We start from the raw sequence: 26,374 nt of genomic DNA on the forward strand, positions 1-26,374 counted from the left end.
TACATTAACCAATTTTAAAAGTAAATCAATGACTACCAGACGTTCATTTCTCAAAACTTCGGCATTGCTTTCAGCCGGACTTTTAGCGGCCCCTAATTTATTTGCATACGACAAAAAATATATAGGCCTGCAATTGTACACGGTTCGCGATGCCATGACAAAAGATCCGGCGGCAGCGCTGGCTAAAGTTGCCCAAATAGGTTACACTTCTGTTGAAGGCGCTACCTATACCGGCACCCAGTTGTTTTATGGCTCTGATGCTAAGGCATTTAAAGCGCTGTTAAAACAAAATGGCCTGATCATGCCAAGTGCGCATTATCGCCTGGGTGAGGAGCTGGTTAACGGCGCATCACAAAAAGGCACTATCCTGAATGATTGGGAAAAAGCCGTAGCCGACGCAGCCGAGGTGGGTATAAAATATATGGTTTGCGCCTATTTATCAACGCCTGAGCGTGGTAACCTTGATCATTATAAAAAAATTGCCGAGGATTTTAACAAAGCGGGCGAAACTTGTAAAAAAGCAGGCATCCAACTTTGCTACCACAACCACGACTTTGAATTTGTACAGGAAAATGGTAAATATCCGTACGAAATCATATTACAAAACACCGATAAAAACCTGGTAAAATTTGAAATGGACCTGTACTGGGTAACCAAGGCAAACCAGGACCCCATAGCTTTAATTAATGAAAACCCCGGTCGTTTCCCGCTTTGGCATGTTAAGGATCTGGATAAAACCCCCGAAAGGAAATTTACCGAAGTAGGTAACGGGATCATCGACTTTAAAAAGATATTCACACAATCGAAAAAAGCAGGGTTACAATATTTCTTTGTAGAGCAGGATATTTGCCCCGGCGATCCGTTTGACAGCATTACCCAAAGTATTACTTACATCAAAAAGAATCTGGTATAAAAATTCTGTTACAATACCTGATATGACATCAGCCATCGTTTTAAAATAAAGCGATGGCTTTTTTATTTTATCACATTACAACTCTTGCTGCTAAATTCTTCGTAGTTATGAAAAATGATGTTACCATGATAAAATATTTGCTCCTAATTTTAGCAGTATCCTTTCTGTTTGCCTGTGTGGCCGAGGCCCAATCCAACAAACCATTAATCACGGGCAAGGTAATGCCACCAAGCCCTCTTGCTGAGAAAAATCGCAGGGAATTTCTTTTATCTGACGTGCATCTACCCAAGCAGATTTAATAACAGAATAAGCAGTTTTAGTCATTATTTTTTTCATAAAATTGCCGGATGATCCGTTTTATAATCAGCATTTTACTATTGCTTGTTTCTTTACTGGCTATTTTTAAAGCCCCCGAATATCATGTATGGATGCTGGCTATTTTAATTACCGAGTTTCCCTGGATATTCATGATGTTTACCGCTATTGTTCTTTTAACAGGTTTTTATGTTGATAAATACCAGCTTGCCGGTACCATTACAGGGATCATTGCGTTGGTGCTGTTTACTTCGCCAATAATAAGGGCCTATGCGATATCGGCCAGCCTGAAACAAAATTTCACAACAGCCTTTGGGCAGGATAGTAACATTACCGATGATAACAGCGCCCCTCCCTTTAGCTTTTGGAAACAGTTTAGTGGTACAAAAAAGATTACCGCCAAAGTGATAACCTATAACAGTCGCCAAGGTTTAAACTTAACAATGGATTATTACAGCACGCAAATTGCAGGGAAAAAACCCTGTATTGTTGTGGTTCACGGCGGTTCATGGAGCAAGGGCGATAATAAGCAACTGCCCGAGTTAAACAGTTACCTTGCCGGCATTGGCTATAATGTGGCCGCTATAAACTACCGATTAGCGCCTGCGCATCAAAACCCAGCCCCTGTTGAGGATGTGCATACGGCTATTAATTACCTGCGCAAGCACGCCGTCGGGTTACATATTGATACTAATAATTTTGTTTTGCTGGGCCGGTCGGCGGGGGCACAGATTGCGCTGCTGGCTGCTTACACCCTGCACCAACCGGGCCTTAAAGCGGTTATTGATTATTACGGACCAGCAGATATGGTTTGGGGCTACTCTGCACCAGCGAGTCCGCTTGTTATGGATTCGCGCAAGGTAATGGAGGATTATTTAGGTGGTACTTACCAGCAGGTATCTCAAAAATATGCTGCCAGCTCACCAATTGAATTTGTGAACCGGCAATCAATCCCCACACTTATTATTCATGGCGATAATGATGTGCTGGTTTCGCCAGAGCATAGCCGTCGACTGAACGCAAAACTGGAACAAAACGGCATAAAACATTTTTTGCTTAAACTACCCTGGGCCACACACGGCTTCGATTATAATTTAAATGGCCCCGGCGGTCAATTAGCTACTTACACAGTGGAGCGGTTTTTAAAGGTGGTGACTAAGTAATATGTCACTTGGGACAAGAGAGGGAGAATGCTTTGATATATTATACTATAAGTATCCGCAAGTTTTTAAACCTGTAAGTAATGCAATTAGCCCCGAAACGATTGCTACCCATAATCCCAATTTTTCTATTATTGGTTTTTTAGAGATAGCATCAGGAGTATTCGTATTGATAGTTTGCTTCGCTATTTTATTATCACGGGATAAGTCCTGATTGATGCTTCCTGAATCGACGGTGTTATTATAGTTAATAACTGGTTGTGGCGATGCTTCTTTTTTAATGCCGTGATCTTTAATGTAATTTATACATAAATCAATCATTTTACGGCCTCTTTCTCTTTGCGACTGTTCTGTTTCAGACTGCACAGCATTTACGTTAGGCCAAAACGTATGGCTACTTAATAACCCGTATTGCTTGGAGTCTTTCCCAATAAATTTTTCAACTAAATCCAGTGTTTCATTTCTCCAAAACTCGTCGTCAGCGTTGGGAAAATTATCTATTTTTTGCCTTTGCTTTTCAAATAGTGCAATGACTTTGATATTTTCTTGGTTCATAAAAAAAGAGGTTATTGGTTTAGCCTCTTAAAGTTAATAAATGTTTTACAGCTATTAATCTTTAGATGAATCAGTGTGTTTAATATATTTCCCAATTTTTTTTATAAAATCTAAGTTAGCTTGCATTTGATCTATTGTCTGCTTTTCATTTTAGGTTTTCGCAGGGTCCTCTCCGAGAGACCCTACGCGAACAAAAAACTGCCGTTCCTATTTAATCAGATCAAGCGCTTTTTTTATATCCAGGTCTGCTTTATCCACAACATCTTCGGGACTGTACACAACCGTATAATCGGGCATAATACCATGCCCCGGCACCGGGTGTTTGGCAACTGAAACAAAACGCAACAACGGAAACTCCGCAACGACATGTGTATTGGGTAATGTTAAATGCTGTATGGTACCGCCACTGCAACCGTCAGCCCCGCCTGCTGTTTCCCGGCCAACAAACCGGGCGTTCTTACAAAATGTTTTAATGGCTATGGCGGAGTGCGCCCCCGCAGAAAAAGTTGCACCATCAATTAAAACAATCAAATTGCCGCTAAAATGAGCTGTTTTATGAAGTGCCGTAATGCCAAGCAAATTGCCAAAAACAGGTTTAAAGTCAACATGATAATAAGCACCCTCTTTAATCCCTGTTGGCTTAAAGCTTTGGTTAAAACTTGCTGTTCGCGCGGTATCAAAGTATTTTTCAAAATGATTTACCGCAGGGTTGGGTATTCTTGATTTTACATCGCCCACCATAGCAAAAGGCGAATCGGCCAGGTAGGTCAATAGTTTTGCTCCTATCCTGATATCGCCTCCCGTATTATGGCGCAGATCAATGATCAGGTTTTTTATTCCTTTTTCATGGATCTGTTTAAATGCCTCCTTAAAAATAATAGTATCATTATACTGATAGCTATGAACCTCAAACCATGCGGCTGATGAGTTTTTCAGAAACCGGAGTGGTAAATAATCCGTGTTTTTGGCAACAGACCAACCGGCATAGTTATCAACCACTTTTGCAGGTGTGGGTTGGGCGGCACCATCAGCGGGTCCATTAACCTGTATGGTTTTTAATATCCCCTGTTTAGTGCGCAGGCTGATATGATAAGGAGCTGCCCAATGATAATATTTATTACAGGCATCTTCAAAGCCATCATACTCGCTTAAAAATAACGCTTTAAATGTTTCATTGTACCCATCGCCGGCATACAGATCGGTACCATGGTTAATTATTGCTGCAACAGGAGCATTATTAATACTTAATAGTTCATCGCCGGTATTAAGATTGGCTGTTTGATGCGTAGTGACCCAGGCCCGACCATTGCGAACCAATACCTCAAAGGGCAGATGTGGCGCTTTTTCGCCTTTATATCCGGCAGAGTGCCTCAATTGGGTATGCCCGCACCGGAGTTTGCTCAACAAAGGATAAACGTGACTGATAAAGTCTGCTTCAGACTGTGGGGTATCGATAGCCGCGATCGTTTGATCATAAACTTTCTGCATACTATCCGCAGGCGTATACATACCATAAGCAGGGTGCATCTCTTTAATAGCAGACCAAAGGATAAAAAGATCATCACGCATACTTTTTACTGATAGTTTATGCGCGGAAGTATCTGCAACATCCGTTTTTAACAATGGCTGTTTTTTAGTCTCTTGCTGACCGCAACCCACAACCATAATAACGATGAATAAATAAAGGATGGTTTTAATGTTTAGGCTCATTGCAGCTATATTGTATTATAATATCACTAAAGATAATAAAATACAATACATAATATTTATAACTGTTTCGAGAGTAATAGCCCATCAAAAGACATGGCGAACAAATAATGTCCCAAAAGGGGGATGTCATGCTGAGCTCCGTCGAAGGGTCGAGCGCAGAGGCCTGCCCACTATGCTTCGACGGAGCTCAGCATGACACCCTTTTTGTAGAAATGTCTTTTCATGGGCTATTTGGTAGGTTAAATTCCCTCCTTGGGGAGGGGCGCGATGGTTTGTGTAATGGCAGGGAGGGGTTTATTCATGATGTAGGTCGCATAAACCCCTCCCTACACCCTCCCGTCGGGAGGGAATCGCACAGGCCAACACTTTAAAATTTAATCCTGTCTTTTCATAGGCTATTACTCTCAAGAGGGGAATCGCACTTGCCTGGCTATAATCCCTTATAAGCCCGAATAATAATCATAACCCTGCTCGGCCCAGTAATCGCGCGGGCGGCTGTTACTAAAGCTGATACTACCTATGCGTTTCAGATTTTTTATGCCGTATTTAACAGGTATAATAAGCCTTAATGGTGCACCGTGTTTTGGCGGGAGTGGTTTTCCATTTACCTCATAAGCAAGCAGGGTTTGCGGGTGCATGGCGCTGGGCATATCAATACCTACATAGTATTCCTTATCGGGTGTTTCCATACCAACATACTGTAGCTGTGTTTGATCGTCGAGCTTATAATGGCTTATAAAATCGCTGAACTTTACACCACCCCAGTGCGATATCTGATCCCAGCCTTCAACACACTTAAAATCATATATGATATCAGTTTTGGGCAATGCCTTTATTTCATCCAGGGTGATCTGCAACACTTGGCCCGATTGTTTTTTTACCTGTAGTTTCCAGGCGGCAACATCAATTTTTCCTTCAGATCCTATATCGCTGTTATGGCGTACATTTTTGGCGGCCATTTCTTTGGGATAGGTTTTAACCAGGTTATTATTACTAAAAAGCCTGCGCATGGCCAGCTCGGTTGTATTCAAAGCCCTCCTTAGGGGTTTGCGGGCACCCGCAGTTATGGTTGCAACTTCCTCGGGCGAATTGTACAGCCACTTCCATCCACCATAAGCAGCGCCAGATAGCACTATAAAGCTGCCAAATGAAATAAAATTACGCCTCGTGATCTTCTGATCAACGGTAAGTGGTTTTTTGGGCCCTTTATTTTTTTTACTGAATGGGTTTTTCATCGCTTGGTGTGGTGGTTTCAATAATTGATTTTGGTTCTTCATTCACAACTTCAAATCCCGATATAACCGATCTGAAATTATTCCATCCGGCAAGTACAACCTGCACCACGTGCACCACAAAGAAAAGCACATAGCCAATGGTTAATGCAAAATGAAGGATACGGGCAAGGTGGTAACCCCCACAAAGCCAGGTTAAATAATAAAACTGTACCGGCTTGTAAATAGCCAGGCCGGTTATTAACGATCCGAGCCCCATCACAATAATAGCCGTATAGGCAATACGCTGGGCCGCGTTATATTTATTTTGAGGGGGTGCCATCTTACGGATATGCAGATCATGCAGCAGCACCAGCCAGGCTTCTTTAAATGATTTTTTTTGAGGTACCAGCTCCCGCCATTCACCCGATATGATGGTATACAGCACATATAAAATGCCGTTCAATGCAAAAAACCACATAAACAAAAAGTGAAAAGCCATCCCCTCGGCCAGGCGGTGCGGTATGTGCAGCTTATCATAAAACCACTGCGGAAAAAAGCTAAAATAGGTATGTCCAAACAGGGTTATTTTATATTCGTCATTGGCCCAGTAAATAAGCATCCCGCTCCATATCATAATGGTAAGTATCGGAAAATTTACCCAATGGGTCCACCGCATGGCTAAGGGGTGTTTTTCTCTAATGACTTTCATATTTGCATTTTATATTATTTGTTTGCATTAACGGCCGGGCTAAAATCAGACTTTGCCGCGGCCAAAATTACACCGTTGGTTTTGTTTTGCACAAAGCCTATTATTTCCCAATCCTGTGTGTTAAATCCATCGGGCAGGGCAATGGCTGTATTACCATTCCCGCCGGCCCCTAAAGGTAAACTTTGTATTTTACGAACAATTTGAACATGCGATAGGGTGTGCCCGCCATTTTCGCCGCGTTCAACTTTGGTTTGGGCTGCTTTTTGTACTACGGCCAAAAACAGACTGGCATTTTTTTCGGCTCCGCTTGCATGATATTGTACAGTAAGCTTGCCCTGATCTTTTTGCGCGTTAAGTGTTAATGTTGAGGTGGGGGCTGTCTGCAATCCTGTAGTGATGGCGTTACGCAAATTGCCTTCCTCTGAGCCTACAAACTCCTTTTTCCCGTTCACTACAATTTGCGGGGTATAAACCGATTTAAGCTTGAGCCAGTTAGCATACTCATTTTGTCTTTTTGAATATTCGGCGCTGCTAAAAACATCTTTCCAGCCAAGCCGGTTCCAGTAATCAACATGAAAAGCCAGTATATACACCTGCTTATCCTTGTCTTCCTTTTGTATCCTGGCTACCAGTGCATCAGCAGGCGGGCAGCTTGAACAACCCTCTGACGTAAATAACTCCACAACAGCAAAGCCTTTGCCATCAACTTTTAAATTATCCTTTTTCACTAAGGCTTTATCCCGATGATTAATGAATGAGGCTAAAATCATTACTGCAATTGCAAAGCCGGCAGTAATGGCAAATATTTTGATCGGTTTCATGTTTTTTAGTTTGATATACGTTTTTCCGGCTTAGTCGGGTTGGGTTTAATAACCTTACAATAAATTCTATTTTTTTCTTTCGGATGGTGGCGTATTATAAGCACCGGTATAGATTATTTATAATCAATTGGGTATATGTAAATTTAGCTAATAAATAATGCAGTATAAAATAACATAAAACACGCGCGGTTATTTGTAAGGATATACGTGTATTAACGACTAACGGATTAAATGTTATGATCAATTTTATTAATGGCAACTGAAAATCATTTGTTGGATCCACATCATTGGGTTAAGGCCCATGCCGATTACCTGTACGCATACACGCTATCGCGTATTAATAACGAAGAGCAGGCTAAGGACCTGGTACAGGAAACCTTTTTAGCAGCTTTAGAAAAAGCAGACAGGTTTGAAGGTAAAAGTTCTGAACGCACCTGGCTTACCGCTATACTGAAAAATAAGATAGTGGATGTTTACCGTAAAAAGTCGTCGGGCCTGGGGAATATAGCCGAGAAAAAAGCGGAAGACGAACAACGGGATTTTTTTGATGAGGATACCGGACATTGGAACGATGCCTATAAGCCCTTACCATTTGGCATTGAAGATCATGACCCGCTTGTGAATAAAGAGTTTAACCAGATACTGCAAAAATGCTTGCAAAAATTACCCGGCCTATGGATGTCTGTTTTCACGATGAAACACATGGATGATGCCGCCACTGAATTTATTTGCAACGAATTGAAAGTTAGCCAGGCAAACTTTTGGGTTATTATTCACCGGGCCAAGCTTAACCTGCGGGCTTGTCTTCAAAAAAACTGGACTTAAAAACTGAGCTTATGAATCACTTTGAAAAAATTTTAAACAACTGTAAGCAAGCTACTTTACTGATCGAAAAAAAACAGATCAAAAAACTGAGCTTTCGGGAAGCCATAGAGTTAAGGATCCACCTGGCCGGTTGTTCTATGTGTAAACTGTATAATAAACAGAGCCATGTGATCAATACCATGGTTCACCAGCTTTTTCATGATTCCATGCAATCATCAGCTCCAACACTTGATGACGATTTTAAAAAAGAGTTGCAGGAACGGATAGAAGAAGAACTGAATAAAAACTAAAATACTTTGTAAGGTTTGCCCGGCCCGCCCGACTAAGGTTGAAATGTTAATAAGAACCACAACATTAAAAACTAAAAATCAAAGTATGAAATCAATTATTTCGGGCGCATTAGCCGCAGGTTTAGTAGCTGTATGTTTATCGGTAAATGTACAGGCCAGGTCATTGTCTCCAGTGTTAACAAAAACATCAACTACCGCGGTAAGTGATACCGGCAAAATATCTAAAATGGATAAGATGTCTCACGGCAAAAAAATGGACAAAATGGAAAAGAAAAAAATGGATAAGATGTCTAAAGGAAAGATGGATAAGAAAATGGCTAAAGACACTTCAGATAAAATGTGAGTTGTTTTGTTTTGACAAAGGGAGGGGATAACTCTCCCTTTGCTATTTTAACATAAGTTTCCAGAACATTCATTAATCATTGATAATCAATACTGACAATATCATGTAACGGCATATAGCACGCTGCAAAAATTTCAAACTTTATATCACATGAAAAAGTATTTATTACTAATAACCCTGTTTTTTGCCGGCTTACAGGTGATGGCACAAACCGGCCTTACAAAAGGCGATACAGCCCCTGCATTTACCGCTAAGGATAACACAGGTAAAAGTATCGATCTTAAAACCCTCCTTAAATCGCACAAATCAGTAGTGCTGTTCTTTTACCGTGGTGAGTGGTGTCCGTATTGCAATAAACATATTCAGCAACTACAGGATTCATTGCAATTGCTCAGCGCTAAAGGGGCTTATGTTATTGCCGTTACCCCCGAAACTAATGATGGTATCAATAAAACTATCGGGAAAACACATGCCTCGTTTTCCATTATTCAGGATAAGGGCTATCAGATCATGAAGGACTATAGAGTTAATTATGTTTTGGATGATGCTACAGTAGCAAAATACAAAACCTATGGTTTAGATCTTAATAAAAGCAATGGCAATGCCGATCATGTACTGCCCGTCCCGGCAACTTATATTATTAACCAGTCGGGCAAAATAGCATTTGTACATTTTAATAAGGATTATACCAAACGGGCCTCGGTAAATGATATGCTGCAGGTGTTGTAACCAGGTTTTGGGTTATACTCATTACTCAAACACCATTTCCTCATCAGTAAGCCCCTCCAGTTCCTGCGGATTGTGACTTACAATGAGGGTAGTTGTTCCAAGCTCTTTTAAAACAACTTTCAATTCCGCAATCAGCTCCGTTTTCATTTTAGAGTCGAGGGCCGAGAATGGCTCATCCATTAAAAGCAGTTTGGGTTTGGTGGCCAGGGCTCTTAATATGGCCAGTCGCTGTTGCTGCCCGCCAGACAGGTAGTCGGGTTTGTGTAGGGCAAAAGTATCCAGTTTACCCAATAATAGTAATCGTTTTATCCATTGCTCGTCGGTAGTGGCATATTGCAGGTGTTGCTTAACCGTCATGTTGGGGAACAATGCGTATTGCTGAAAAACAAAACCGGTATTCCTTTTTTGTGCAGGCAGGTTTATCCTGGCATCACTATCAAACCAGGTAATCCCATTGGCTACAATAGTACCGGCTTCGGGAGTTACTAACCCGGCTATGGTTTTCAGGAAAGTGGTTTTCCCGGTACCTGATGGACCATATATTTTGGTAATGCTGCCGCTTGCAAATTGCCTGTTAACCTGCAATACCTGCTGCCCGTGGTAGGCTTTTAGCTTTTTTTCAATGGCTATACTAATCATTCCAATGGGCTTTTTGCCTGGTATTTATTAAACACAAAAACGGCTATCACCAACACAAAAGTAATGGAAAATAAAATGAGCGAATAGTTATTGGCCGCAACATAATCCATTTTTTCAACCGAGTCGTACACCGCTATTGATGCTACCCGGGTTATGCCGGGTATATTACCCCCAATCATCAGCACCACGCCAAACTCGCCTAAAGTATGCGCAAAGGTAAGCACTATGGCTGTTAACAACGATGGTTTAATATTGGGCAGCAGCACGCTTTTAAAAGTTTGCCATTCTGTTTTACCTAAGGTGTATGATGCTTCAGAAAGCGCCGCCGGCAATTGCTGTAGGGCTGATTTTACCGGGCCAACCATAAATGGCATACTGTAAATAACCGATGCCAGCACCAGGCCCTGAAACGAGAATACAAATTGCACATTAAACGTATGCTGCAGCCATTTACCTATACCATGCTGAGTACTAAAAGCCAGTAACAAATAAAACCCCAGTACCGATGGCGGCAGCACCAAGGGCATGGTAATAATAGCCTCCACCATAATTTTAAAAAACGACCGCCCCCTTGAAAGCCACCAGGCAAACGGCAGCCCAATGAGCAGCAGCAACAGGGTAGTAATGCCTGCTAATTTTAAGGTAAGCCATATGGGCGAAAGATCCATCAGTAAAATGATTGGTTTATATTTTTATTGCAGACGGTAACCGTACTCCATAAATATTTTTTTTGCAGCCGGGCTTAAAATGTACTGATAAAATTTTTCGGCTTTAGGGTTATTCGCGGCATGTTTTAACAATATCATACCCTGCAATATAGGCGCGTAATCTTTGGGATCAATGATCTGATAATACAGCTGTGCTTTACTGCCGGCATCCTTAATCAGGGCTTGTGTAGTAAATCCAATGTCGGCCACTCCTGTTGTAATGTAGGTGTTTACCTGCGATATACTTTCGCCATAAACAATTTTGTTTTTCACATTATCTAAAACACCTTTACGTTGCAATACATCCTGCGCCGCTTTGCCATAGGGCGCAATGGCCGGGTTGGCTATGGCTATTTTTTTTACCCTTGCAGTCATTAATGTGCGCTCCCAGTTATTAAAACCTATATTTTGCGAACTGCAAATGATTAAACTTCCAGTAGCATACACTACCGGTTTTTTTACGGCGAAACCCGTTTTGAACAGCGTTTCAGGAAACCTCATATCTGCCGATAGGAACACGTCAAAAGGAGCGCCGTTGCTTATCTGGGCCACCAATTTTCCTGACGAGCCAATAACGGGTTCAATGGTAATGCCTGTTTTTTGCTTAAAATCTTTTTGCAAAACTTCAATTACCGATTGCAGGTTTGCTGCTGCTGCAACCCTTATGTTTTGCGCAAATAACGAATTATGCAGAAAAACAGCAGTAACCGTTAAAAATATGAGCAGTTTTTTATTCATGTTAGTAATTGATTTAACCCGCTTTTGCTTAAAATAACAAGATACTAATATACATTGTTAGTAAATGCGTATCTTATTTTTTGATTCATTGCCTTAAAAAAACACTAAATTATTGGGATAATAGCTGTTTAACCCGTTAAATGACGGAATTTGCCCCCGTTAAATAACTGTATTACTTACCTTTAATAGGATTATAAAAAGAAAAATATTATAATTGTGTCCCCCGGCCTGACGCTAACCAAAAGAAACCCCTCTTTCGTGCCTGTAGTATCTAAACTACGGGTACGAAAGTTCTTATTCAGCATGTGAACATGTTTAAATTTTTACTGAGATCCTTAACATCCGCCACGGTACTTTTTTTGTACCTTATTATAAACGTATCCGCACAAACTACAGTAGCTATAAATGACAAGGTTCAACAGCATATATTTGAGTATAGCCAGATTTCCTTTTTAGAAGATACTACCGGTAATCTTACTTTTAACCAGATAAAAGTCCTTGCATCAGCCGGTGGTTTTAAAGTTAACCAGGAACCCACCCCGGTAACCCGGCATCCAAATTCAGCTTATTGGTACCGCCTTAAGGTTGGTAAAAACCCAGGCACCAAAAACAACTGGATCCTGGAGTTTTTTGACCAAACCATTGATAGCATTACGGTTTACTCACCTACTGCTCCAAATACTTTTGCAGCAACATCCCTGGGAAGTAAGCACCCGTTTTCGGCAAGGTTTTATCTGCACAAAAATTTCAGTTTAAATATTGATCCCAATACCAATAGTGAGGGCGTTTATTATGTCCGCATCAGATCAAATCATTCTGTAAATGTGATCATCGTACTGCGCACGGTAAGCCGGTTTATCAGTTACGCGCTTGATGAGTATTTCTTTTTCGGTGTTTTTTATGGGATGATACTGGTATTTGGCCTGTATAACCTCATGATGTTTATAGCCATGCGACAGGTACAATACCTGTATTACATTGCCTATAACCTAAGCATTGGCTTATATGAAATGTGTGCCGATGGTATTGCTTACCAATATATATGGCCAAATTTTCCGGCATGGAACCAAAACGCGTATGGCATAGCCCTGTTTGCCGCAAGTATTTTTGCCGTGCTGTTTACACAAAGCCTGCTCAATTTAAAGGTAAATGCGCCGCGCTTAAATAAGGTGATTAGCTGGGTAATTGTACTGCGTAGCCTGTATTTTGTGGCTTGCCTTACTATTAATAACAATTGGTTCAATTACAAGATCATTGAATTTATACCCCTGTCGCTGGCATTTTATGCCGGTTGCTATACCCTGCTCACGGGGTACAAGCCAGCCCGATTTTTTGTTATTGGATATACCTTTTTGCTGGTTGGCTTTATTATTAAAAGCTGCATCGCGCTCAATATGTGGTGGCTGCCGGTTACAGAGTTTGATTACTATAGCCTAAGTGTTTGTTTCATTATGGAGATGCTGTTCATATCATTTGCCATAGGCGATAAGGTAAGGATATTGAAAAACGAAAAAGATGATGCCCAGCAGCGCATCATTATGCAAATGAAGCAGAATGAAGAGCTAAAGGACGTACTGAATAAACGCCTGGAGGAGCAGGTGCAGGAACGCACCAAAGAGCTGGTTGAAAAATCATCTATGATAGCCGAGCAGAACGAGGAGTTAAGATCGGTTAACGAATTATTGCAGCAACAGGCCGAGGAAATTTCGCGGATGAATGTGCTGCTTGAAAAGGATAACATCATTTTGCATAATGACATTGAGAAAGTGACCCATGACCGTGTAATGTCTGCCGAGGTTGATTTTGAAGAGTTCAGCAAAATATATCCCGACCGCGAAACCTGCTTCAAATTCCTGTCTGATCTGAAATGGGAAAACGGTTATGCCTGCCGCAAATGCAGCAACACCCATTATGGCAGCGGGCATTTACCCTATAGCCGCAGGTGTTCCAAATGCGGTTATGAGGAGTCGGTAATTGCCTATACCATTTTACAAAACACGCGCATACCCATTAACAAGGCTTTCTACATGATATTTTTAATGTACTCTACCAAGGGTAAAATATCATCACATAAACTATCCGAGATCCTGTCCATCCGTCAAAGCACCTGCTGGGCCTACAGTTCGCGCATTAAAAAGGTAATGGAAAGTAAGAAAAAAGAGATCAAAGATGCCGGCAATAAAGGTTGGAGCAAACTGGTTATTGACAATTCCACCAATTAACGCCTCCATCCCTTACCCCGTTACAACGATTTAGCAATAATTACCCTATGTTTTTTTGCTTTTAAATTAATTGTGATACAAGCGTATCATAAATATTTATTGCCTCGCCCAAAACCACCCCTATTACGTTCAACAGCCCTTTTCTAATAGGGCTATGCCTGTGCTTAAAGCGTATCGAATTTCATATAACTTATTATTAATCAGTTATTTATGAACATTTTGATTGCTTGTTACGTTTAAAATAATATAAATTTGTAGTAACAATTATAAACCATACTTAAACCTGTCATCCCCCAAAAACAATTGCGGTGGTGTATTTGATACACGGGCTTTAAAATTTAATGTTTTAAGGCTTGGTTAAATTCGTCATAGGGTTTACCGATGCGGGCTGGTATGTGCCGTGAAATTAATATGCTATCAAACCAATTAAATAATTACTTTATGAAAATCAATTACAATTTAAAGTGGCTGGCTGTGTTCACGCTGCTGCCCGCGGCGATATTTTATTCCTGCAAAAAGGATTCGCGCGGTACAGCAATGGCCCAAACCCCAACAACCGAAACGGTATCACGGGCCGCAAATGAAGTGGTTAATGCATGGGTAACCACCTCCGACAAGTCGAAGCTATTGCAGGCACAAACCAGCTTTAATTTTGCCGCGGATGCAGGCACCAATCCTACCACCGTAACCGTTGACGAGAACACTACTTACCAGGGTATTGACGGCTTTGGCTTTACCTTAACAGGGGGCAGCGCCGGTTTACTCAACGGGCTTGGCGGCAACCAGGCCGCTGTGCTGAGCGAACTATTCGGCACGGCCAACGGCCAGATAGGCATCAGCTATTTACGGATCAGCATTGGAGCATCCGACTTAAGCTCCAGTGATTTTACCTACAACCAAACATCGGGCGATGTGAATATGAGTAACTTCAGCATCAGCCAGGAAAATCAGGATATGATACCTATCCTGAAAAAGATTATCGCCATAAACCCCGGCATTAAGATCCTGGCCACTCCCTGGACAGCCCCAACCTGGATGAAAGTAAATACTACAGGCAATAACGGTTACACCGGCGGTAGCTTAAACACTGCTTATTATGATGCTTATGCCCGTTACTTTGTAAAATACATACAAGCCATGCAGGCGCAGGGTATAACCATTGATGCCATTACCCCGCAAAATGAGCCACTTAACCCATATAATAACCCAAGTATGGTAATGCAGGCTAATGAGCAGGCCAACTTTATAAAAAATAACCTGGGTCCACAATTACGTGGCGCGGGTCTAAATACCAAGATCATTGCCTATGATCATAATGCCGATGTGCCCAGTTATGCCACAACCGTATTGGGTGATGCCGGTGCAAACCCCTATGTTGATGGTTCCGCGTTTCACTTATATGCAGGCGATATCAGCGCTTTAACTGGTGTGCACAACGCTTACCCTAATAAAAACGTTTATTTCACCGAGCAATGGGTGGGAGCACCAAGCAACTTTGGCGGCGACTTATCATGGCATGTAAATACATTGATCATAGGCGCAACCCGTAACTGGAGCCGCAACGTGCTGGAATGGAACCTTGCTGCCGATCCAAACAACAACCCGCACACAGCCGGTGGTTGCAGTACCTGCCTGGGTGGTATCACCGTGAGCGGTACTTCTATAACCCGCAATGTTGGTTATTATATTATTGGCCACGCCGCCAGGTTTGTAAGGCCCGGCGCTGTCAGGATCTCCTCAAACCTGTCGGGCAGCATCCAGAACGTTGCCTTTAAAAATTCCGATGGCAGCAAGGTACTTATCGCGCTAAACAATGGTTCGTCAACCGTGAGCTTTAAGGTAAAGTGGGGTGCGGAGTCATTTACTTACAGCCTGGCAGCAGGTGCGGTGGCAACCTTCAAATGGTCGGGCACACAATCATCTGGCGGTGGTGGTGGTGGCGCGCCAATCGGCTCAACCATCACCCTAAAAGGAATCAATAACCAATATGTAAGCAGCGAGAATGGCACACAAGCCATGAACTGTAACCGGCCAACAGCATCGGGATGGGAAACATTTACCGTGGTTGATGCCGGGGCGGGTAAAATAGCCCTGCAAAGCCAGGGAAAATATGTATCCTCAGAAAACGGTACACAGGCTATTACCTGTAACCGTACTTCCTATGGCGACTGGGAAAAATTTGACTGGGTGGTAAATGCCGACGGTAAAATTTCATTAAGGGGCAACAATAGCAAATACATATCGAGCGAAAACGGTACACAGCCCATGACCTGCAACCGCGCAACCATATCGGGCTGGGAGGCTTTTGGCGTAAACCAATAAGCACATGATCAATTATGCAAACCAATTAATTGTTATACAAAAACCGATCTTATGAAACTATTTTTAAATTCTGTAAAAGGTGCCCTTATGGTAATGGCCCTTATGGTGTTAACAGCATCCTGCAAAAAAGACTTAAGTAAGCCCGCTGCCTCGCAGGCCGACCCAACGCAAGTTACTACTCCACGGGCCGGTACGCTGGTATGGGCCGACGAATTTAATGGCACCAGCGTAAACACTGCCAACTGGAACATTGATAATGGCAACCCCAATGTTAATAATGAAAAAGAGTACTACCAATCGGCCAATGCCACGGTAGGGGGCGGTTTATTGACCATTACTGCACGCAAACAAACTGTGGGTGGTCAGCCTTATACCTCGGCCAAATTAACTACCGCAGGCAAATTTCAGCCAACTTATGGTCGTATTGAGGCGAGTATTAAACTGCCCGCGGTACAGGGTACATGGCCAGCCTTCTGGATGCTGGGCGCAAATATAAACTCGGGCACCCCATGGCCAAGTTGCGGCGAAATTGACATTATGGAGCAGGTAAATACCTCCAATACCATATTAGGAACCATGCACTGGGGTATAAATGGAAACCAGCATACCCAATATGGTAACAGCACCACTACAACCCCAACCAACTTCCATACTTATGCCGTTGAGTGGGATACCAACTCCATCCGGTGGTATGTGGATAATACACTGTATGTAACCGGCAACATTGCCAACAACATCAATGGTACCGGGGCATTCCATAATCCATTCTTCATCATCCTTAACCTGGCCATTGGCGGCGATTTACCGGGCAATACCATTAATGACGGCGCCCTGCCTTGCAACATGCAGGTTGATTATGTGCGGGTTTACGATCTGTCGGGAACTGGTGGTGGCACTACCAATCCTCCAATTGGGCAAAATGTAACCTTTAAAGGTTTTAATAACCAATATGTAAGCGGCGAAAACGGCACACAGGCCATGAACTGTAACCGCCCAACCGCTTCGGCATGGGAAACATTTACGGTGGTTGATGCCGGTGGCGGCAAAGTGGCTTTAAAAAGCCAGGGCAAATATGTATCGTCAGAAAACGGCACGCAGGCCATTACCTGTAACCGTGCTACTTTTGGCGACTGGGAAAAATTTGACTGGATTGTTGCTGCTGACGGGAAAGTTACCTTAAGGGGCAATAACGGCAAATTCATTTCGAGCGAAAACGGTACACAGCCCATGACCTGTACTCGTGCTACAGCCTCGGGTTGGGAAGCTTTTGGCATAAATCAATAAAAAACCTTTTATATTTAGCCTGCCTTTGATACAAAGGCAGGCTTTTTTATATACCTGATGAAAAACTTTATTGGATTTTGCTTTGTACTTGCCCTGGGCACGCAACAGCTATATGCTCAATCTATCGAAAAAAAGCTGCAGCTATCTTTAGCTACGGGTTATCAGCAGGAAAATTTTCACTGGTCAATAGCCGGCAATATTACCGGGCAAAACCCCAATGTTTATTCGGAACTTAAATGGAAGCACCTTGGCGGGCAAAGCATTAACGCGGTTACGCAATGGAATATATGGAGGCGCTTTTCCATATATGCTGATTATTCCAGGCAGTTCATATCATCGGGCACTATAACCGATACCGATTATGGGGCTGACAACCGCAGCAACCCTACCTATAATGAAACATTTAATGGCGATAAAGGCAACACACAAGCATGGAGTGCAGGAGCCGGGTTTATCCTTTTTAATAATAATCTTTTTAGCCTGATCTCTTATGCCGGGTACGGAACTAATACACAGTCGTTGCACCTGTTTGATCGCAGCGGAAACTTCCCCAACCTCAACAGCACTTATCAAACCACGTGGAAAGGGCCTTTTATAAAGTTAACTTCTTCTATAAGGATCATAAAGAAATTTAAATTCGCTGCTGATATTACCTACAACCAGGTAAGCTACAACGGCAAAGCCAACTGGAATTTGATCCAGAGTTTTCAGCACCCGGTGAGCTACCGTCACCATGCAACCGGTTACGGGATCAATGCAGGCGGACAATTTGTTTATACCGTGTACCATAACCTCGAGGTACATGCAGGCGGCGGATATTTTAGCTGGCAAACAGGTACCGGCACCGATGAGCTTTACCTTAACAACGGCCAAACCGATAAAACCCAATTGAACGAAGCCGTGCGTACCGGCTTCAGGCTACAGGGCGGGATAGGGCTGACCTTTTAATATATCTCCTGATTACAGCCCACTTAGCGGCTTTATTGACAGATGTGCCCCAAACACCCCATGTGCTAAATCCGGGTATATGTCTCACCTGTATTGGGGATATGAACCCAACGCGTCAGTCAATAATATTGTATCATGTTTAATACCCTACATGATATTTCTATGAAAACACAAACTCGTCGTCCGCTTGGTGGACCAGAAAGATTTTTTTGGCTGCTTGATCAGCAAAGACCCGTACATTTTACCATGGCTGCTACAGTTACAGGTACCCAACCCATTACAAACTGGCAGCAGGCTTTGGCCGCTATACAGCAACAGCATCCTTTATTTTCGGTATGTATCAGGCTTAATGAAAATAACTCCCCTGAGTTTGTAACACAATCCGGCAACCCAATTCCGTTAAAAGTTGTAAAAACCATTTCTGAAAACGCCTGGGTAGCGGAGTTGGAGCATGATACGACCCAAAGGTTTGATAGTACCTCTGCCCCCCTTGTAAGGGCAACTGTATATGAATTTGAAAACCAATCGGTTATTGCGTTAACCGCCCATCATGCCATAAGTGATGGCCGCTCATTAACATATGCTCTGCGCGATCTGTTGAACGCAATGAACGGCAAGTATGCTTCACCTTATGTTATGCCTCCATCAATAGACCCTTATACCGATCTTCCTGAAAATGCTGTAAACGAGATTCCGGTAAGTGATGAGGTTATTACCGCGTTTAAACAAGCACCGGTTGCCGGGGCAAACCCGCAAATACAACTGCTGGAATTATCAAAAGAGCTTTCCAGCCTGATCATTTTGCGCTCAAAACAGAAAGGGACTACTGTTCATGGTACTTTATGCGCGGCCCTTGCACTGGCAAGCAGAAGCTGGAAACCAAATCCAATCCGTTTATATTCTCCAGCATCGGCACGTGAAACACTGGGGACAGGAGAAACATCCTGTTTATCAATTGCCGGTCGGGTAGTGCCTTTTGATATGGATACAATCGGATCTTTTTGGGAAACTGCGCGTTATGCCAAAGAAACTTTAATCGGCGCCAATTCCATGGAAGATATTTCAGGGTTTGCACACTTTGTATTCAGCGTGATAAAAGATGGTATGAATGTAGAGAAAGCCGGGCATTTTGTAAACACCGTATTGGCCAATGAATACCTGGTAACCAATGTTGGCTCATTACCATTTGACACCGACTATGGTCAATTAAAATTAGATGCCATTTGGGGTCCCTTCACCATGACGGGATATGAAGATAGCCAAACCGTGGGTATAGCAACCATCAACGGTTCCATACGTATAGCTTTCACCTCTTTAGGGCACATTCAGGTTAAACCGGTTCTTGAATTTATGGAGCAGATTTTAAGCATGGAATGCATCCCGTTGAACAGTTTATCGGAGGAACAAAGCCTATAATAACAGCCCTCATTAAATAGTCAAAAGGCCAGCATTTTAAACAAATGCTGGCTTTTGTGATAGTGTAGTTGCAGCTACGCGGTAATAACCATATTATTAAAAAGTGTAATATTACTATTACAGATTATATTGTTTAAACTATTGTATGTTTTATAAATCATATAGATACTAAACTATTATTTATATGACCTTATTTACATCACACCCTGTTTTTAATACTTTGAAAGTATTAAAATATTTTACAGTCCTCCTTGCCATCACCATTTTCAGCGGATGCGCTGTTTCGAACTTTAAAACGGTAAACAACACCAAACTTATTGATCCTTACGGAAAAATTGCGGTTATCGTTATCAACACGCAAGAGGAACTAATAGATTTTACGGAGCAATCCTTTGACGATTTGGTGAGGCCAACCTTTAATGACCTGAAAAATATAGAGGTTAGATCGCAACTGGAAAAAAGTTTTCAAAACAATCTAAGCTCCGCACATACAGCCGTTGTTAAATCTTCTGATCTGTTCAAGGTACATGAAAATGTATCATATGATGGTTTTATGAACCAATTAAAAGATAATAAGGTTGAAGCAGTGTTGGTACTTAATATGAGCGGCTATTGGAACACCTATTCAGAATCTAATAACGCGATACCTAATGCCTCGTTTCTTTGTTACCTGGTAGATTTGAAATCGGGGCAACAAGTTTGGCTGGCAACATCAACTGTAAATGGAACAACCGAATGGGCTGCATACAACAATGTATGTAATACGCTGGCCCGTGGCACAAGCCGAAAACTTTATAAAGCCGGGTTTATTTATAAATCAGGCTTTCCGTATGTGGAACCTGGGCAATAATGAAGTAAAAGAACAGCAGCCATCCGGTAATCATATTATTAAAATAGTTGGAAAATTATTAACGGGCGGCTTACTGCCCGTTAATAAACTTTCTTACCTGCGGGTTAACGGCATTTCTGTCTAAACCATCTGTAATTTTAAGATATTTCCTGGCACTATCCTTTTGAATAAAAAAAGTGTATGCGGCTGTTAATGAGGCGTAAGTTCTTGGGTTATTAGCATCAAGCTTAATGGCTGTTTTTAAATATTTGATAGTTGTATTCAAATAGGTTTTATCCTTGGTTTTAAAAAACAATTGCCCATAACTATTCGACGCGCTTTCCCATATTTTGGCATTTGTACTATCAAGCTCAATAGAGCGCCTAAATAGTGGTAACGACTCTTTGAACTTTCCCTGTCTGCCAACCAGGTTTGCAAACCCCCAGTATATATTTGCATTTAAACTATCCAATAACCAAGCTTGATTAAACCTCATCATGGCTGTATCGGCTATATTTTTATAATAATAATCCCATCCGCGGTTAGTAAAATATTTTGCAGCCTCTTTTCTGTTATTAAAATCATGGTCACATTGTTTTAAAAATGTGCTGTCGCTTTCAATTTGTGCACTGCACTTTTTAACCCTTCCATACATTGGCAAATGATTAATACCCTCCGGGCAATCTTCATTTAAAGAGCAGCCTAAAAGCAGAGCGGACATAAGGCAAATTAACCGGGAGATCTTTTTCATAAATGCAATAAGGTTAATAAGGTGTAAATACATATGATTTGACTATTGTATCTCACTATGGTTACAGCTCTCCCTTAATTTTCCTTTACAAAAAGATAAGGGTCAAACTCCAAACCGTCGTTCACTTTAATTTCATTGGATATTACCTTATTGTTCTCTGTTTTAAACTTTAATGGAAAAATACCATAGGCAGGGTTGTTATAGATTAACAACCATTCGTTATTATCCATGTATTGCAGGGTGGCCGTAAGGTCCTTATGCAGGTTGAACTTGATCAGCAGATCTTTCTTGTTTACCGAAATTTCAATAGGGCCATACAACGTGTTTTGATATTGGCCGGCATAAGCTTTAAGCGGCAGCTCGGGCGATTTTCCTTTTACACGTGCCTGCATATCATTGGTTTTCTTTACGGTTTCCTGCTGTTCTTCATTAAACCCCTTTAGCATAGCCTGGCTGCGGTCAACGTAGGGAACGCCCAGGTAAGCATCCAGGATCTGGTAACGCAGCGCTTCAAAAAACGACTGGTTATCATTATTGGTTAAAATGGTAATGGCCAGCTTTGCTTCGGGCACAAAGCAGGTGTTGGTAACAAAGCCATCCGCGCCGCCGGTGTGCCAAAAAATCTGTTTGCCATTATAATCGGCCTCAAAAACACCCAGACCGTAGCCCCTAAAATGCGTTGGATAAACCGCCGATGCCCTGCTGCTAACGATAGTGTTTTGGTCGCGGGTCTTTTGCAGGGCCCTCCATGATACTACTTGTTTACCCTCATACTTGCCGCTGTCCAACTGCATGGTGAGCCATTTGGCAACATCTTTTACACAGCTTACTATACTACCGGCGGGTGCCAGGTTATCTATCTGGTCATAAGGCAGCTCGGCCATTTTACCTGTAAAAGCATTAGTATAGGGTTTTGAAACCCCTTTACGCTCCGCTATGCCAGCAGTAAGCGGATAAGTATTGTTCATGCCTAATGGCGTAAGTATGCTATCCTGAATATAGGTTTCCCAGGGCTTGCCGGTAACCTGTTGTATCACCTGCCCAGCGGTTAAAAAGCAACTGTTACAATAACCATAACTTTGGCGAAACTCCATGGAGGGTTTCAACAGCTTCATTTTATCTATAATTTGCTGGCGCGATAGGGTAGTATTCCAAAAGGTAAAATCGCCCTGAAATGTTTTGGTACCCAAATGGTGTCCCAATAAATCCTTTATCGTTATTACTGCAGTTGTATTGGCGTCATACACCGAATAATCGGGGAAATATTTGGTGATCTTATCGTTCAGCGAAAGCTTTTTAGCCTCATCCAATTGAGCAAGCGCGGTACCTGTAAAAAGCTTGCTGTTGCTGGCAATCATAAACAGGGTATTCTCGTCAACAGGCTCATTGGTTTTAATGTCCTTAACGCCGTAGCCCTTCATCACAACCACCTTACCATCTTTAACAATGGCTATGGCCAGGCCGGGCAAATTCCAGTCTTTGAGGCCTTGTTTAATATAAGTATCAAGGTTGTTTTCAATAAACGATGGTTGTTGCTGCCCGAAGGTAAGTGTTGCAGCAAAAAGGTTAAATAATAGGAATAAGGCTGGTCTTTTCATTTTGATTTAAAAAATGAAAGATAGGAAAATCCCACAGACGAAAAAAACCTGCTATAAATAGCAGGCTTTCCTTAAAAATATATTATCAACCACTTATCTCAAGTGCACCTTATTTATTTTATACTGATAGCCATGCCGCCGCCCGAGGCAACTTTTTGTTTCAGTACGGTTTTAGACGTAACCCTGATCTTTCTGATAGCATAACTTTTTGGGTTTTTATCATAGCTGGCATCTTTACCATCAGCATAAATGGTTGCTTCATAGGTTTTACCTTTAGGCAGATACTCAAAAGTGATATTGGCTATGCGGGGGTTTTCATCGGTAATGCTACCAATGTACCATTCGTCTTTATTTTTGGCTTTACGGGCAATGGTGATATAATCGCCGGGCTCGGCTTCCAGTATGTGGGTTTCGTCCCAGTCAACAGCTACATCCTTAATAAACTGAAAAGCATCCATATATTTATTATAGGTTTCGGGCAGGTCGGCAGCCATTTGCAGCGGACTGTACATGGTAACATATAGGGCCAGCTGATGCACCAGCGTAGTGTGTACAAATGATTTATTTTCGGGGTTATACGCGCTTACATGGGTTTCAAATATACCCGGTGTATAATCCATTGGTCCCCCCATCAGCCTGGTAAACGGCAGGATAGTAGTATGATCGGGATTGTTACCGCCAAAGGCCTCATACTCCGTTCCGCGGGCCGCTTCATTACCAATGAGGTTGGGATAGGTACGACTTAAGCCTGTTGGCCTGATGGCCTCATGCGCGTTAACCATAATTTTATACTTGGCAGCTTCGGTAATGGTGTACAGGTAATGGTTTACCAGCCATTGGCCATAATGATGCTCACCGCGTGGGATGATTTGCCCTACGTAGCCGCTTTTTACAGCGTTATACCCATTCTCGACCATGAATTTATAGGCAGTATCCAAATGGCGTTCATAATTACGTACCGAGCCCGATGTTTCATGGTGCATAATGATCTTTACCCCTTTTTCTGCAGCGTAACGATGTAGTTCCTTTACATCAAAATCAGGGTATGGGGTTACAAAGTCAAATACATAATCTTTGGTTTTACCAAACCAATCTTCCCAGCCCTGGTTCCAGCCTTCAACCAATACGGCATCAAAGCCATTTTTTGCGGCAAAATCAATATATTCCTTCACATGTTTGGTATTGGCGGCATGCTTTCCGTTAGGAGTGGTTTTTGAATAATCGGTTACGCCAAGCTGAACGTTTTCAAGATCGGTATAGGCCCAGGTGCTTTTTCCGGTGATCATTTCCCACCATACCCCAATGTATTTAACGGGTTTTATCCATGATACATCCTTGTATTTGGTTGGTTCGTTTAGGTTTAATATCAGTTTGGATGCTAATATATCAGCAGCCTTATCACTTACAACTATGGTACGCCATGGCGATTGCGTAGGTGCCTGCATATAACCTTTATCGCCAATGGCATCAGGAGTAAGGAATGACTCCAGCACAAAGTTTTTGTCGTCGAGGTTTAATGACATGCACGAGTAGTCAACCAATGCGGCTTCATGAATATTAATATACAGGCCATCCTTACTTTTCAGCATCAGGGGCGTTTGTACTCCCGTTGGCGAAAATGTTGTTTGCGAAACATTCGGTGTAACCGCTGCTTTCATCTTACCGCGTATTTCTGACAGGTTTGATGTAACCGTGCTGTACTCCTGCGTGTCAAAGTCGCCGGGCAGCCAAAATGCTTTGTGATCGCCGGTTAAGGCGAATTGGGTATGTTCTTCTTTGATGATGAAATAATTCAGGTTTTTTTGTGAAGGGAACTCATACCTGAAACCCAAACCATCATTAAATAAACGGAAACGGATGCGTATAAACCTGTCCTGAACTGCTTTTTGAGTTAAAGTAACAACCAGTTCATTGTAGTTGTTACGGATGGTTTTCTGCTCGCCCCAAACCGGGTTCCAGGACTCATCAAAAGTATTTTGCTCTGATTTGGTTACCGTAAAACCATCCAAAAAAGAAGGGACATCTTTGGTTTCCAAACCCAGCTTACTTGATTTAATAACCTCCCTTTGTTTGTAATTGAGCTGGTAGGTGGGTACGCCGTTGTCTTTAAGCTCAAATTTGAACGTCAGGTTTTTGTCGGGCGATGATATTTCCTGTGCCTGTAAAAAAAACACACCATGAAGTATTAGTACTGCAACGAGTAAAGTTTTACGCATAATTTTTATGGGATTAGTATTGGCTTGGTCTATTGGTTACAGCAAATTTTATAATCCTTTTATCAGCCTCCTATTTATTTATGTAAAATATAAATAATTTTTTTATTAAGATTCTATATATCAATATGTTAAATATATTTTATTGTCGTTTTGGTTTGTTTTTTTTAACAATATTATATGCTTTTTATTCGCTAAAAAATAAGAAAGCCCTAAATCTTCCGATTAGGGCTTTTCTGCAATATTGCTTTTAGGTGTTACTTGCCAAATACGTAGTAAACAGACAGCGCCAAATTATCAACAAAACTTAAGTTAAAAGTATTGGATGTGCCCACACTGGAGCCTGTGTCTTTTTGATGAAAATAGGTTAGTTTTCCTAAACCGGCGGCAAGTCCTATATTTTTTGCCGGATAATAAACAAAATCCAAACCCAAGCCTCCACCGTAAATATCGGAATTGACGCTGGAAATGTACTGATTGTTACTGTCTTCATAAGATTGTTTTGATTTTCCATAGCTTAAATATGGTCCGGTACGAATACCTATCTTATTATCAAACAAAAAATATTTCCTTAACGATATAGTACTAAAGAAACCCTTATAGATTTGGTCATTATTTGCTGCCTCTCCCGAATAAGATTTCGACCTGCTATAACTGTAGCCTAATCCTACGCCAATATCAAGTTTATCGGCTATAAAATAATTATACTCCGGCACTATAGAGTATGAGGTTAGTTTGATCTTTAGATTATCGCCTAAAGAATTGGTAGCGTTATTAAATGCTCTTCCATTGGTGTTTGTAGTTGATACACCAAAACTTAATCCGAGGTTTTGACTGCCTTTTTCTGTTTGTGCTTTAGCCGCTTGAATTGTAATAATTGATAATAATACCAACAGGAGTTTTTTGTACATAAAATTGTTTTTAAGGTTAATATTTAGATAATAATTGCGGATATGACTACTATAATATTAGTTGGTTTAACCTTTAAATATTATAATATTTAACCTGCTTATAATGTGCGGTTTAAAATTTAACAGCTTGGTATAGCGTCATATTTTTAAATATTTTCCCGATGATGTCCAATTCCTGTGACCTCACTTGATATGGTGGTATAGTTCATAAA

At 41.7% G+C, this 26,374-nt stretch carries 25 protein-coding genes; 13 read left to right on the forward strand and 12 right to left on the reverse strand.

All coding sequences use genetic code 11. From position 1 onward, the window contains the following. Nucleotides 1–28 precede the first annotated feature (28 nt). Genes M2273_RS18035 through M2273_RS18045 form a run of 3 tightly spaced genes read left to right on the forward strand, consistent with a single transcriptional unit; the run spans nucleotide 29 to nucleotide 2,391 of the window. Nucleotides 29–913 carry a sugar phosphate isomerase/epimerase family protein gene (locus M2273_RS18035; protein ID WP_429399149.1) on the forward strand — a complete coding sequence of 295 codons (885 nt, stop codon included), beginning with the start codon at nucleotides 29–31 and terminating at the stop codon, nucleotides 911–913. 53 nt (nucleotides 914–966) lie between these two features. Beyond that, nucleotides 967–1,212, forward strand: coding sequence for a hypothetical protein (locus M2273_RS18040; RefSeq protein WP_429399150.1), 246 nt, complete (start codon nucleotides 967–969; stop codon nucleotides 1,210–1,212). Between the two features lie 48 nt (nucleotides 1,213–1,260). Further along, nucleotides 1,261–2,391 (forward strand): alpha/beta hydrolase fold domain-containing protein, encoded by a 1,131-nt coding sequence (locus M2273_RS18045; RefSeq protein ID WP_429399151.1) that lies wholly within the window; start codon nucleotides 1,261–1,263, stop codon nucleotides 2,389–2,391. 45 nt (nucleotides 2,392–2,436) lie between these two features. Here the strand turns inward: M2273_RS18045 and M2273_RS18050 are convergent, their stop codons facing one another. The 5 genes from M2273_RS18050 to M2273_RS18070 all read right to left on the reverse strand — a co-directional run bounded on the left by M2273_RS18050 (nucleotide 2,437) and on the right by M2273_RS18070 (nucleotide 7,397). Continuing rightward, nucleotides 2,437–2,943 (reverse strand): hypothetical protein, encoded by a 507-nt coding sequence (locus tag M2273_RS18050; protein ID WP_429399152.1) that lies wholly within the window; start codon nucleotides 2,941–2,943, stop codon nucleotides 2,437–2,439. 207 nt (nucleotides 2,944–3,150) lie between these two features. Further along, entirely contained in the window at nucleotides 3,151–4,653 is a 1,503-nt protein-coding gene (locus tag M2273_RS18055; protein WP_429399153.1) for a S41 family peptidase, read from the reverse strand. 440 nt (nucleotides 4,654–5,093) lie between these two features. Then, nucleotides 5,094–5,888, reverse strand: a complete 795-nt coding sequence (locus tag M2273_RS18060) for a molybdopterin-dependent oxidoreductase (protein WP_429399154.1) — start codon at nucleotides 5,886–5,888, stop codon at nucleotides 5,094–5,096. Beyond that, nucleotides 5,869–6,576, reverse strand: coding sequence for a cytochrome b/b6 domain-containing protein (locus tag M2273_RS18065; protein ID WP_429399155.1), 708 nt, complete (start codon nucleotides 6,574–6,576; stop codon nucleotides 5,869–5,871). The genes M2273_RS18060 and M2273_RS18065 overlap by 20 nt, the downstream gene beginning before the upstream one ends. A 14-nt stretch (nucleotides 6,577–6,590) precedes the next feature. Next, a complete protein-coding gene (locus M2273_RS18070; RefSeq protein ID WP_429399156.1) occupies nucleotides 6,591–7,397 on the reverse strand; it encodes a DUF1223 domain-containing protein in 807 nt (268 codons plus the stop codon). 252 nt (nucleotides 7,398–7,649) lie between these two features. Between M2273_RS18070 and M2273_RS18075 the strand changes: the two genes are divergently transcribed. The 4 genes from M2273_RS18075 (at nucleotide 7,650) to M2273_RS18090 (ending at nucleotide 9,584) form a co-directional block, all read left to right on the forward strand. Beyond that, nucleotides 7,650–8,222 carry a sigma-70 family RNA polymerase sigma factor gene (locus tag M2273_RS18075; RefSeq protein ID WP_429399157.1) on the forward strand — a complete coding sequence of 191 codons (573 nt, stop codon included), beginning with the start codon at nucleotides 7,650–7,652 and terminating at the stop codon, nucleotides 8,220–8,222. An 11-nt stretch (nucleotides 8,223–8,233) separates the two neighbouring features. Next, a complete protein-coding gene (locus M2273_RS18080) occupies nucleotides 8,234–8,512 on the forward strand; it encodes a hypothetical protein (RefSeq protein ID WP_429399158.1) in 279 nt (92 codons plus the stop codon). Nucleotides 8,513–8,597: 85 nt separating this feature from the next. Next, nucleotides 8,598–8,855, forward strand: a complete 258-nt coding sequence (locus tag M2273_RS18085) for a hypothetical protein (RefSeq protein WP_429399159.1) — start codon at nucleotides 8,598–8,600, stop codon at nucleotides 8,853–8,855. Between the two features lie 150 nt (nucleotides 8,856–9,005). Further along, nucleotides 9,006–9,584 carry a peroxiredoxin-like family protein gene (locus M2273_RS18090; protein ID WP_429399160.1) on the forward strand — a complete coding sequence of 193 codons (579 nt, stop codon included), beginning with the start codon at nucleotides 9,006–9,008 and terminating at the stop codon, nucleotides 9,582–9,584. 21 nt (nucleotides 9,585–9,605) lie between these two features. Here the strand turns inward: M2273_RS18090 and M2273_RS18095 are convergent, their stop codons facing one another. From M2273_RS18095 to modA, 3 genes are read right to left on the reverse strand one after another with little or no spacing between them, the layout of a single operon-like run. Next, a complete protein-coding gene (locus M2273_RS18095; protein ID WP_429399161.1) occupies nucleotides 9,606–10,223 on the reverse strand; it encodes an ATP-binding cassette domain-containing protein in 618 nt (205 codons plus the stop codon). Then, entirely contained in the window at nucleotides 10,220–10,891 is a 672-nt protein-coding gene (gene modB, locus M2273_RS18100) for a molybdate ABC transporter permease subunit (RefSeq protein ID WP_429399162.1), read from the reverse strand. Before modB ends, M2273_RS18095 begins: the two co-directional genes overlap by 4 nt. Nucleotides 10,892–10,915: 24 nt before the next feature. Then, nucleotides 10,916–11,668 carry a molybdate ABC transporter substrate-binding protein gene (gene modA, locus M2273_RS18105; RefSeq protein WP_429399163.1) on the reverse strand — a complete coding sequence of 251 codons (753 nt, stop codon included), beginning with the start codon at nucleotides 11,666–11,668 and terminating at the stop codon, nucleotides 10,916–10,918. Between the two features lie 311 nt (nucleotides 11,669–11,979). Here modA and M2273_RS18110 point away from each other — a divergent pair, with 311 nt between their 5' ends. The 6 genes from M2273_RS18110 (at nucleotide 11,980) to M2273_RS18135 (ending at nucleotide 20,710) form a co-directional block, all read left to right on the forward strand. Next, nucleotides 11,980–13,890, forward strand: a complete 1,911-nt coding sequence (locus M2273_RS18110) for a 7TM diverse intracellular signaling domain-containing protein (RefSeq protein WP_429399164.1) — start codon at nucleotides 11,980–11,982, stop codon at nucleotides 13,888–13,890. Nucleotides 13,891–14,331: 441 nt separating this feature from the next. Further along, entirely contained in the window at nucleotides 14,332–16,212 is a 1,881-nt protein-coding gene (locus M2273_RS18115; RefSeq protein WP_429399165.1) for a glycoside hydrolase family 30 beta sandwich domain-containing protein, read from the forward strand. A gap of 51 nt (nucleotides 16,213–16,263) precedes the next feature. Continuing rightward, the gene (locus M2273_RS18120; protein WP_429399166.1) at nucleotides 16,264–17,496 is read left to right on the forward strand and encodes a family 16 glycosylhydrolase; all 1,233 of its coding nucleotides are present in this window, start codon (nucleotides 16,264–16,266) and stop codon (nucleotides 17,494–17,496) included. A gap of 57 nt (nucleotides 17,497–17,553) precedes the next feature. Continuing rightward, nucleotides 17,554–18,444 (forward strand): hypothetical protein, encoded by an 891-nt coding sequence (locus tag M2273_RS18125; protein ID WP_429399167.1) that lies wholly within the window; start codon nucleotides 17,554–17,556, stop codon nucleotides 18,442–18,444. A 162-nt stretch (nucleotides 18,445–18,606) separates the two neighbouring features. Beyond that, nucleotides 18,607–19,860 carry a condensation domain-containing protein gene (locus tag M2273_RS18130; RefSeq protein ID WP_429399168.1) on the forward strand — a complete coding sequence of 418 codons (1,254 nt, stop codon included), beginning with the start codon at nucleotides 18,607–18,609 and terminating at the stop codon, nucleotides 19,858–19,860. Between the two features lie 184 nt (nucleotides 19,861–20,044). Beyond that, entirely contained in the window at nucleotides 20,045–20,710 is a 666-nt protein-coding gene (locus tag M2273_RS18135; RefSeq protein WP_429399169.1) for a hypothetical protein, read from the forward strand. Nucleotides 20,711–20,780: 70 nt separating this feature from the next. Here M2273_RS18135 and M2273_RS18140 read toward each other — a convergent pair whose 3' ends face one another. The 4 genes from M2273_RS18140 to M2273_RS18155 form a co-directional block, all read right to left on the reverse strand. Then, nucleotides 20,781–21,440 carry a tetratricopeptide repeat protein gene (locus tag M2273_RS18140; protein WP_429399170.1) on the reverse strand — a complete coding sequence of 220 codons (660 nt, stop codon included), beginning with the start codon at nucleotides 21,438–21,440 and terminating at the stop codon, nucleotides 20,781–20,783. Between the two features lie 74 nt (nucleotides 21,441–21,514). After that, on the reverse strand, nucleotides 21,515–23,038 hold the full coding sequence (locus M2273_RS18145; RefSeq protein ID WP_429399171.1) for a serine hydrolase: 1,524 nt from the start codon (nucleotides 23,036–23,038) through the stop codon (nucleotides 21,515–21,517). A gap of 113 nt (nucleotides 23,039–23,151) precedes the next feature. Then, complete coding sequence (locus M2273_RS18150) at nucleotides 23,152–25,254, reverse strand: glycoside hydrolase family 97 protein (protein WP_429399172.1); 2,103 nt, start codon at nucleotides 25,252–25,254, stop codon at nucleotides 23,152–23,154. A 254-nt stretch (nucleotides 25,255–25,508) separates the two neighbouring features. After that, a complete protein-coding gene (locus M2273_RS18155) occupies nucleotides 25,509–26,162 on the reverse strand; it encodes a hypothetical protein (RefSeq protein ID WP_429399173.1) in 654 nt (217 codons plus the stop codon). Nucleotides 26,163–26,374 lie beyond the last annotated feature (212 nt).

The sequence above is a fragment of the Mucilaginibacter lappiensis genome (genome assembly GCF_050433765.1).
GTDB classification, from domain to species: domain Bacteria; phylum Bacteroidota; class Bacteroidia; order Sphingobacteriales; family Sphingobacteriaceae; genus Mucilaginibacter; species Mucilaginibacter lappiensis_A.

Bases quoted from the DNA above. Each gene is read 5' to 3' on its own strand.
- M2273_RS18115 (WP_429399165.1), top strand. From the start codon at position 14,332: ATGAAAATCAATTACAATTTAAAGTGGCTGGCTGTGTTCACGCTGCTG.
- M2273_RS18040 (WP_429399150.1), top strand. From the start codon at position 967: ATGGCTTTTTTATTTTATCACATTACAACTCTTGCTGCTAAATTCTTC.
- M2273_RS18065 (WP_429399155.1), bottom strand. From the start codon at position 6,576: ATGAAAGTCATTAGAGAAAAACACCCCTTAGCCATGCGGTGGACCCAT.
- M2273_RS18045 (WP_429399151.1), top strand. From the start codon at position 1,261: ATGATCCGTTTTATAATCAGCATTTTACTATTGCTTGTTTCTTTACTG.
- M2273_RS18035 (WP_429399149.1), top strand. From the start codon at position 29: ATGACTACCAGACGTTCATTTCTCAAAACTTCGGCATTGCTTTCAGCC.
- M2273_RS18060 (WP_429399154.1), bottom strand. From the start codon at position 5,888: ATGAAAAACCCATTCAGTAAAAAAAATAAAGGGCCCAAAAAACCACTT.
- M2273_RS18055 (WP_429399153.1), bottom strand. From the start codon at position 4,653: ATGAGCCTAAACATTAAAACCATCCTTTATTTATTCATCGTTATTATG.
- M2273_RS18140 (WP_429399170.1), bottom strand. From the start codon at position 21,440: ATGAAAAAGATCTCCCGGTTAATTTGCCTTATGTCCGCTCTGCTTTTA.
- M2273_RS18095 (WP_429399161.1), bottom strand. From the start codon at position 10,223: ATGATTAGTATAGCCATTGAAAAAAAGCTAAAAGCCTACCACGGGCAG.
- M2273_RS18130 (WP_429399168.1), top strand. From the start codon at position 18,607: ATGAAAACACAAACTCGTCGTCCGCTTGGTGGACCAGAAAGATTTTTT.
- M2273_RS18070 (WP_429399156.1), bottom strand. From the start codon at position 7,397: ATGAAACCGATCAAAATATTTGCCATTACTGCCGGCTTTGCAATTGCA.
- M2273_RS18120 (WP_429399166.1), top strand. From the start codon at position 16,264: ATGAAACTATTTTTAAATTCTGTAAAAGGTGCCCTTATGGTAATGGCC.
- M2273_RS18125 (WP_429399167.1), top strand. From the start codon at position 17,554: ATGAAAAACTTTATTGGATTTTGCTTTGTACTTGCCCTGGGCACGCAA.
- M2273_RS18085 (WP_429399159.1), top strand. From the start codon at position 8,598: ATGAAATCAATTATTTCGGGCGCATTAGCCGCAGGTTTAGTAGCTGTA.
- modB (WP_429399162.1), bottom strand. From the start codon at position 10,891: ATGGATCTTTCGCCCATATGGCTTACCTTAAAATTAGCAGGCATTACT.
- M2273_RS18145 (WP_429399171.1), bottom strand. From the start codon at position 23,038: ATGAAAAGACCAGCCTTATTCCTATTATTTAACCTTTTTGCTGCAACA.
- M2273_RS18150 (WP_429399172.1), bottom strand. From the start codon at position 25,254: ATGCGTAAAACTTTACTCGTTGCAGTACTAATACTTCATGGTGTGTTT.
- M2273_RS18090 (WP_429399160.1), top strand. From the start codon at position 9,006: ATGAAAAAGTATTTATTACTAATAACCCTGTTTTTTGCCGGCTTACAG.
- M2273_RS18155 (WP_429399173.1), bottom strand. From the start codon at position 26,162: ATGTACAAAAAACTCCTGTTGGTATTATTATCAATTATTACAATTCAA.
- M2273_RS18080 (WP_429399158.1), top strand. From the start codon at position 8,234: ATGAATCACTTTGAAAAAATTTTAAACAACTGTAAGCAAGCTACTTTA.
- modA (WP_429399163.1), bottom strand. From the start codon at position 11,668: ATGAATAAAAAACTGCTCATATTTTTAACGGTTACTGCTGTTTTTCTG.
- M2273_RS18075 (WP_429399157.1), top strand. From the start codon at position 7,650: ATGGCAACTGAAAATCATTTGTTGGATCCACATCATTGGGTTAAGGCC.
- M2273_RS18050 (WP_429399152.1), bottom strand. From the start codon at position 2,943: ATGAACCAAGAAAATATCAAAGTCATTGCACTATTTGAAAAGCAAAGG.
- M2273_RS18110 (WP_429399164.1), top strand. From the start codon at position 11,980: ATGTTTAAATTTTTACTGAGATCCTTAACATCCGCCACGGTACTTTTT.
- M2273_RS18135 (WP_429399169.1), top strand. From the start codon at position 20,045: ATGACCTTATTTACATCACACCCTGTTTTTAATACTTTGAAAGTATTA.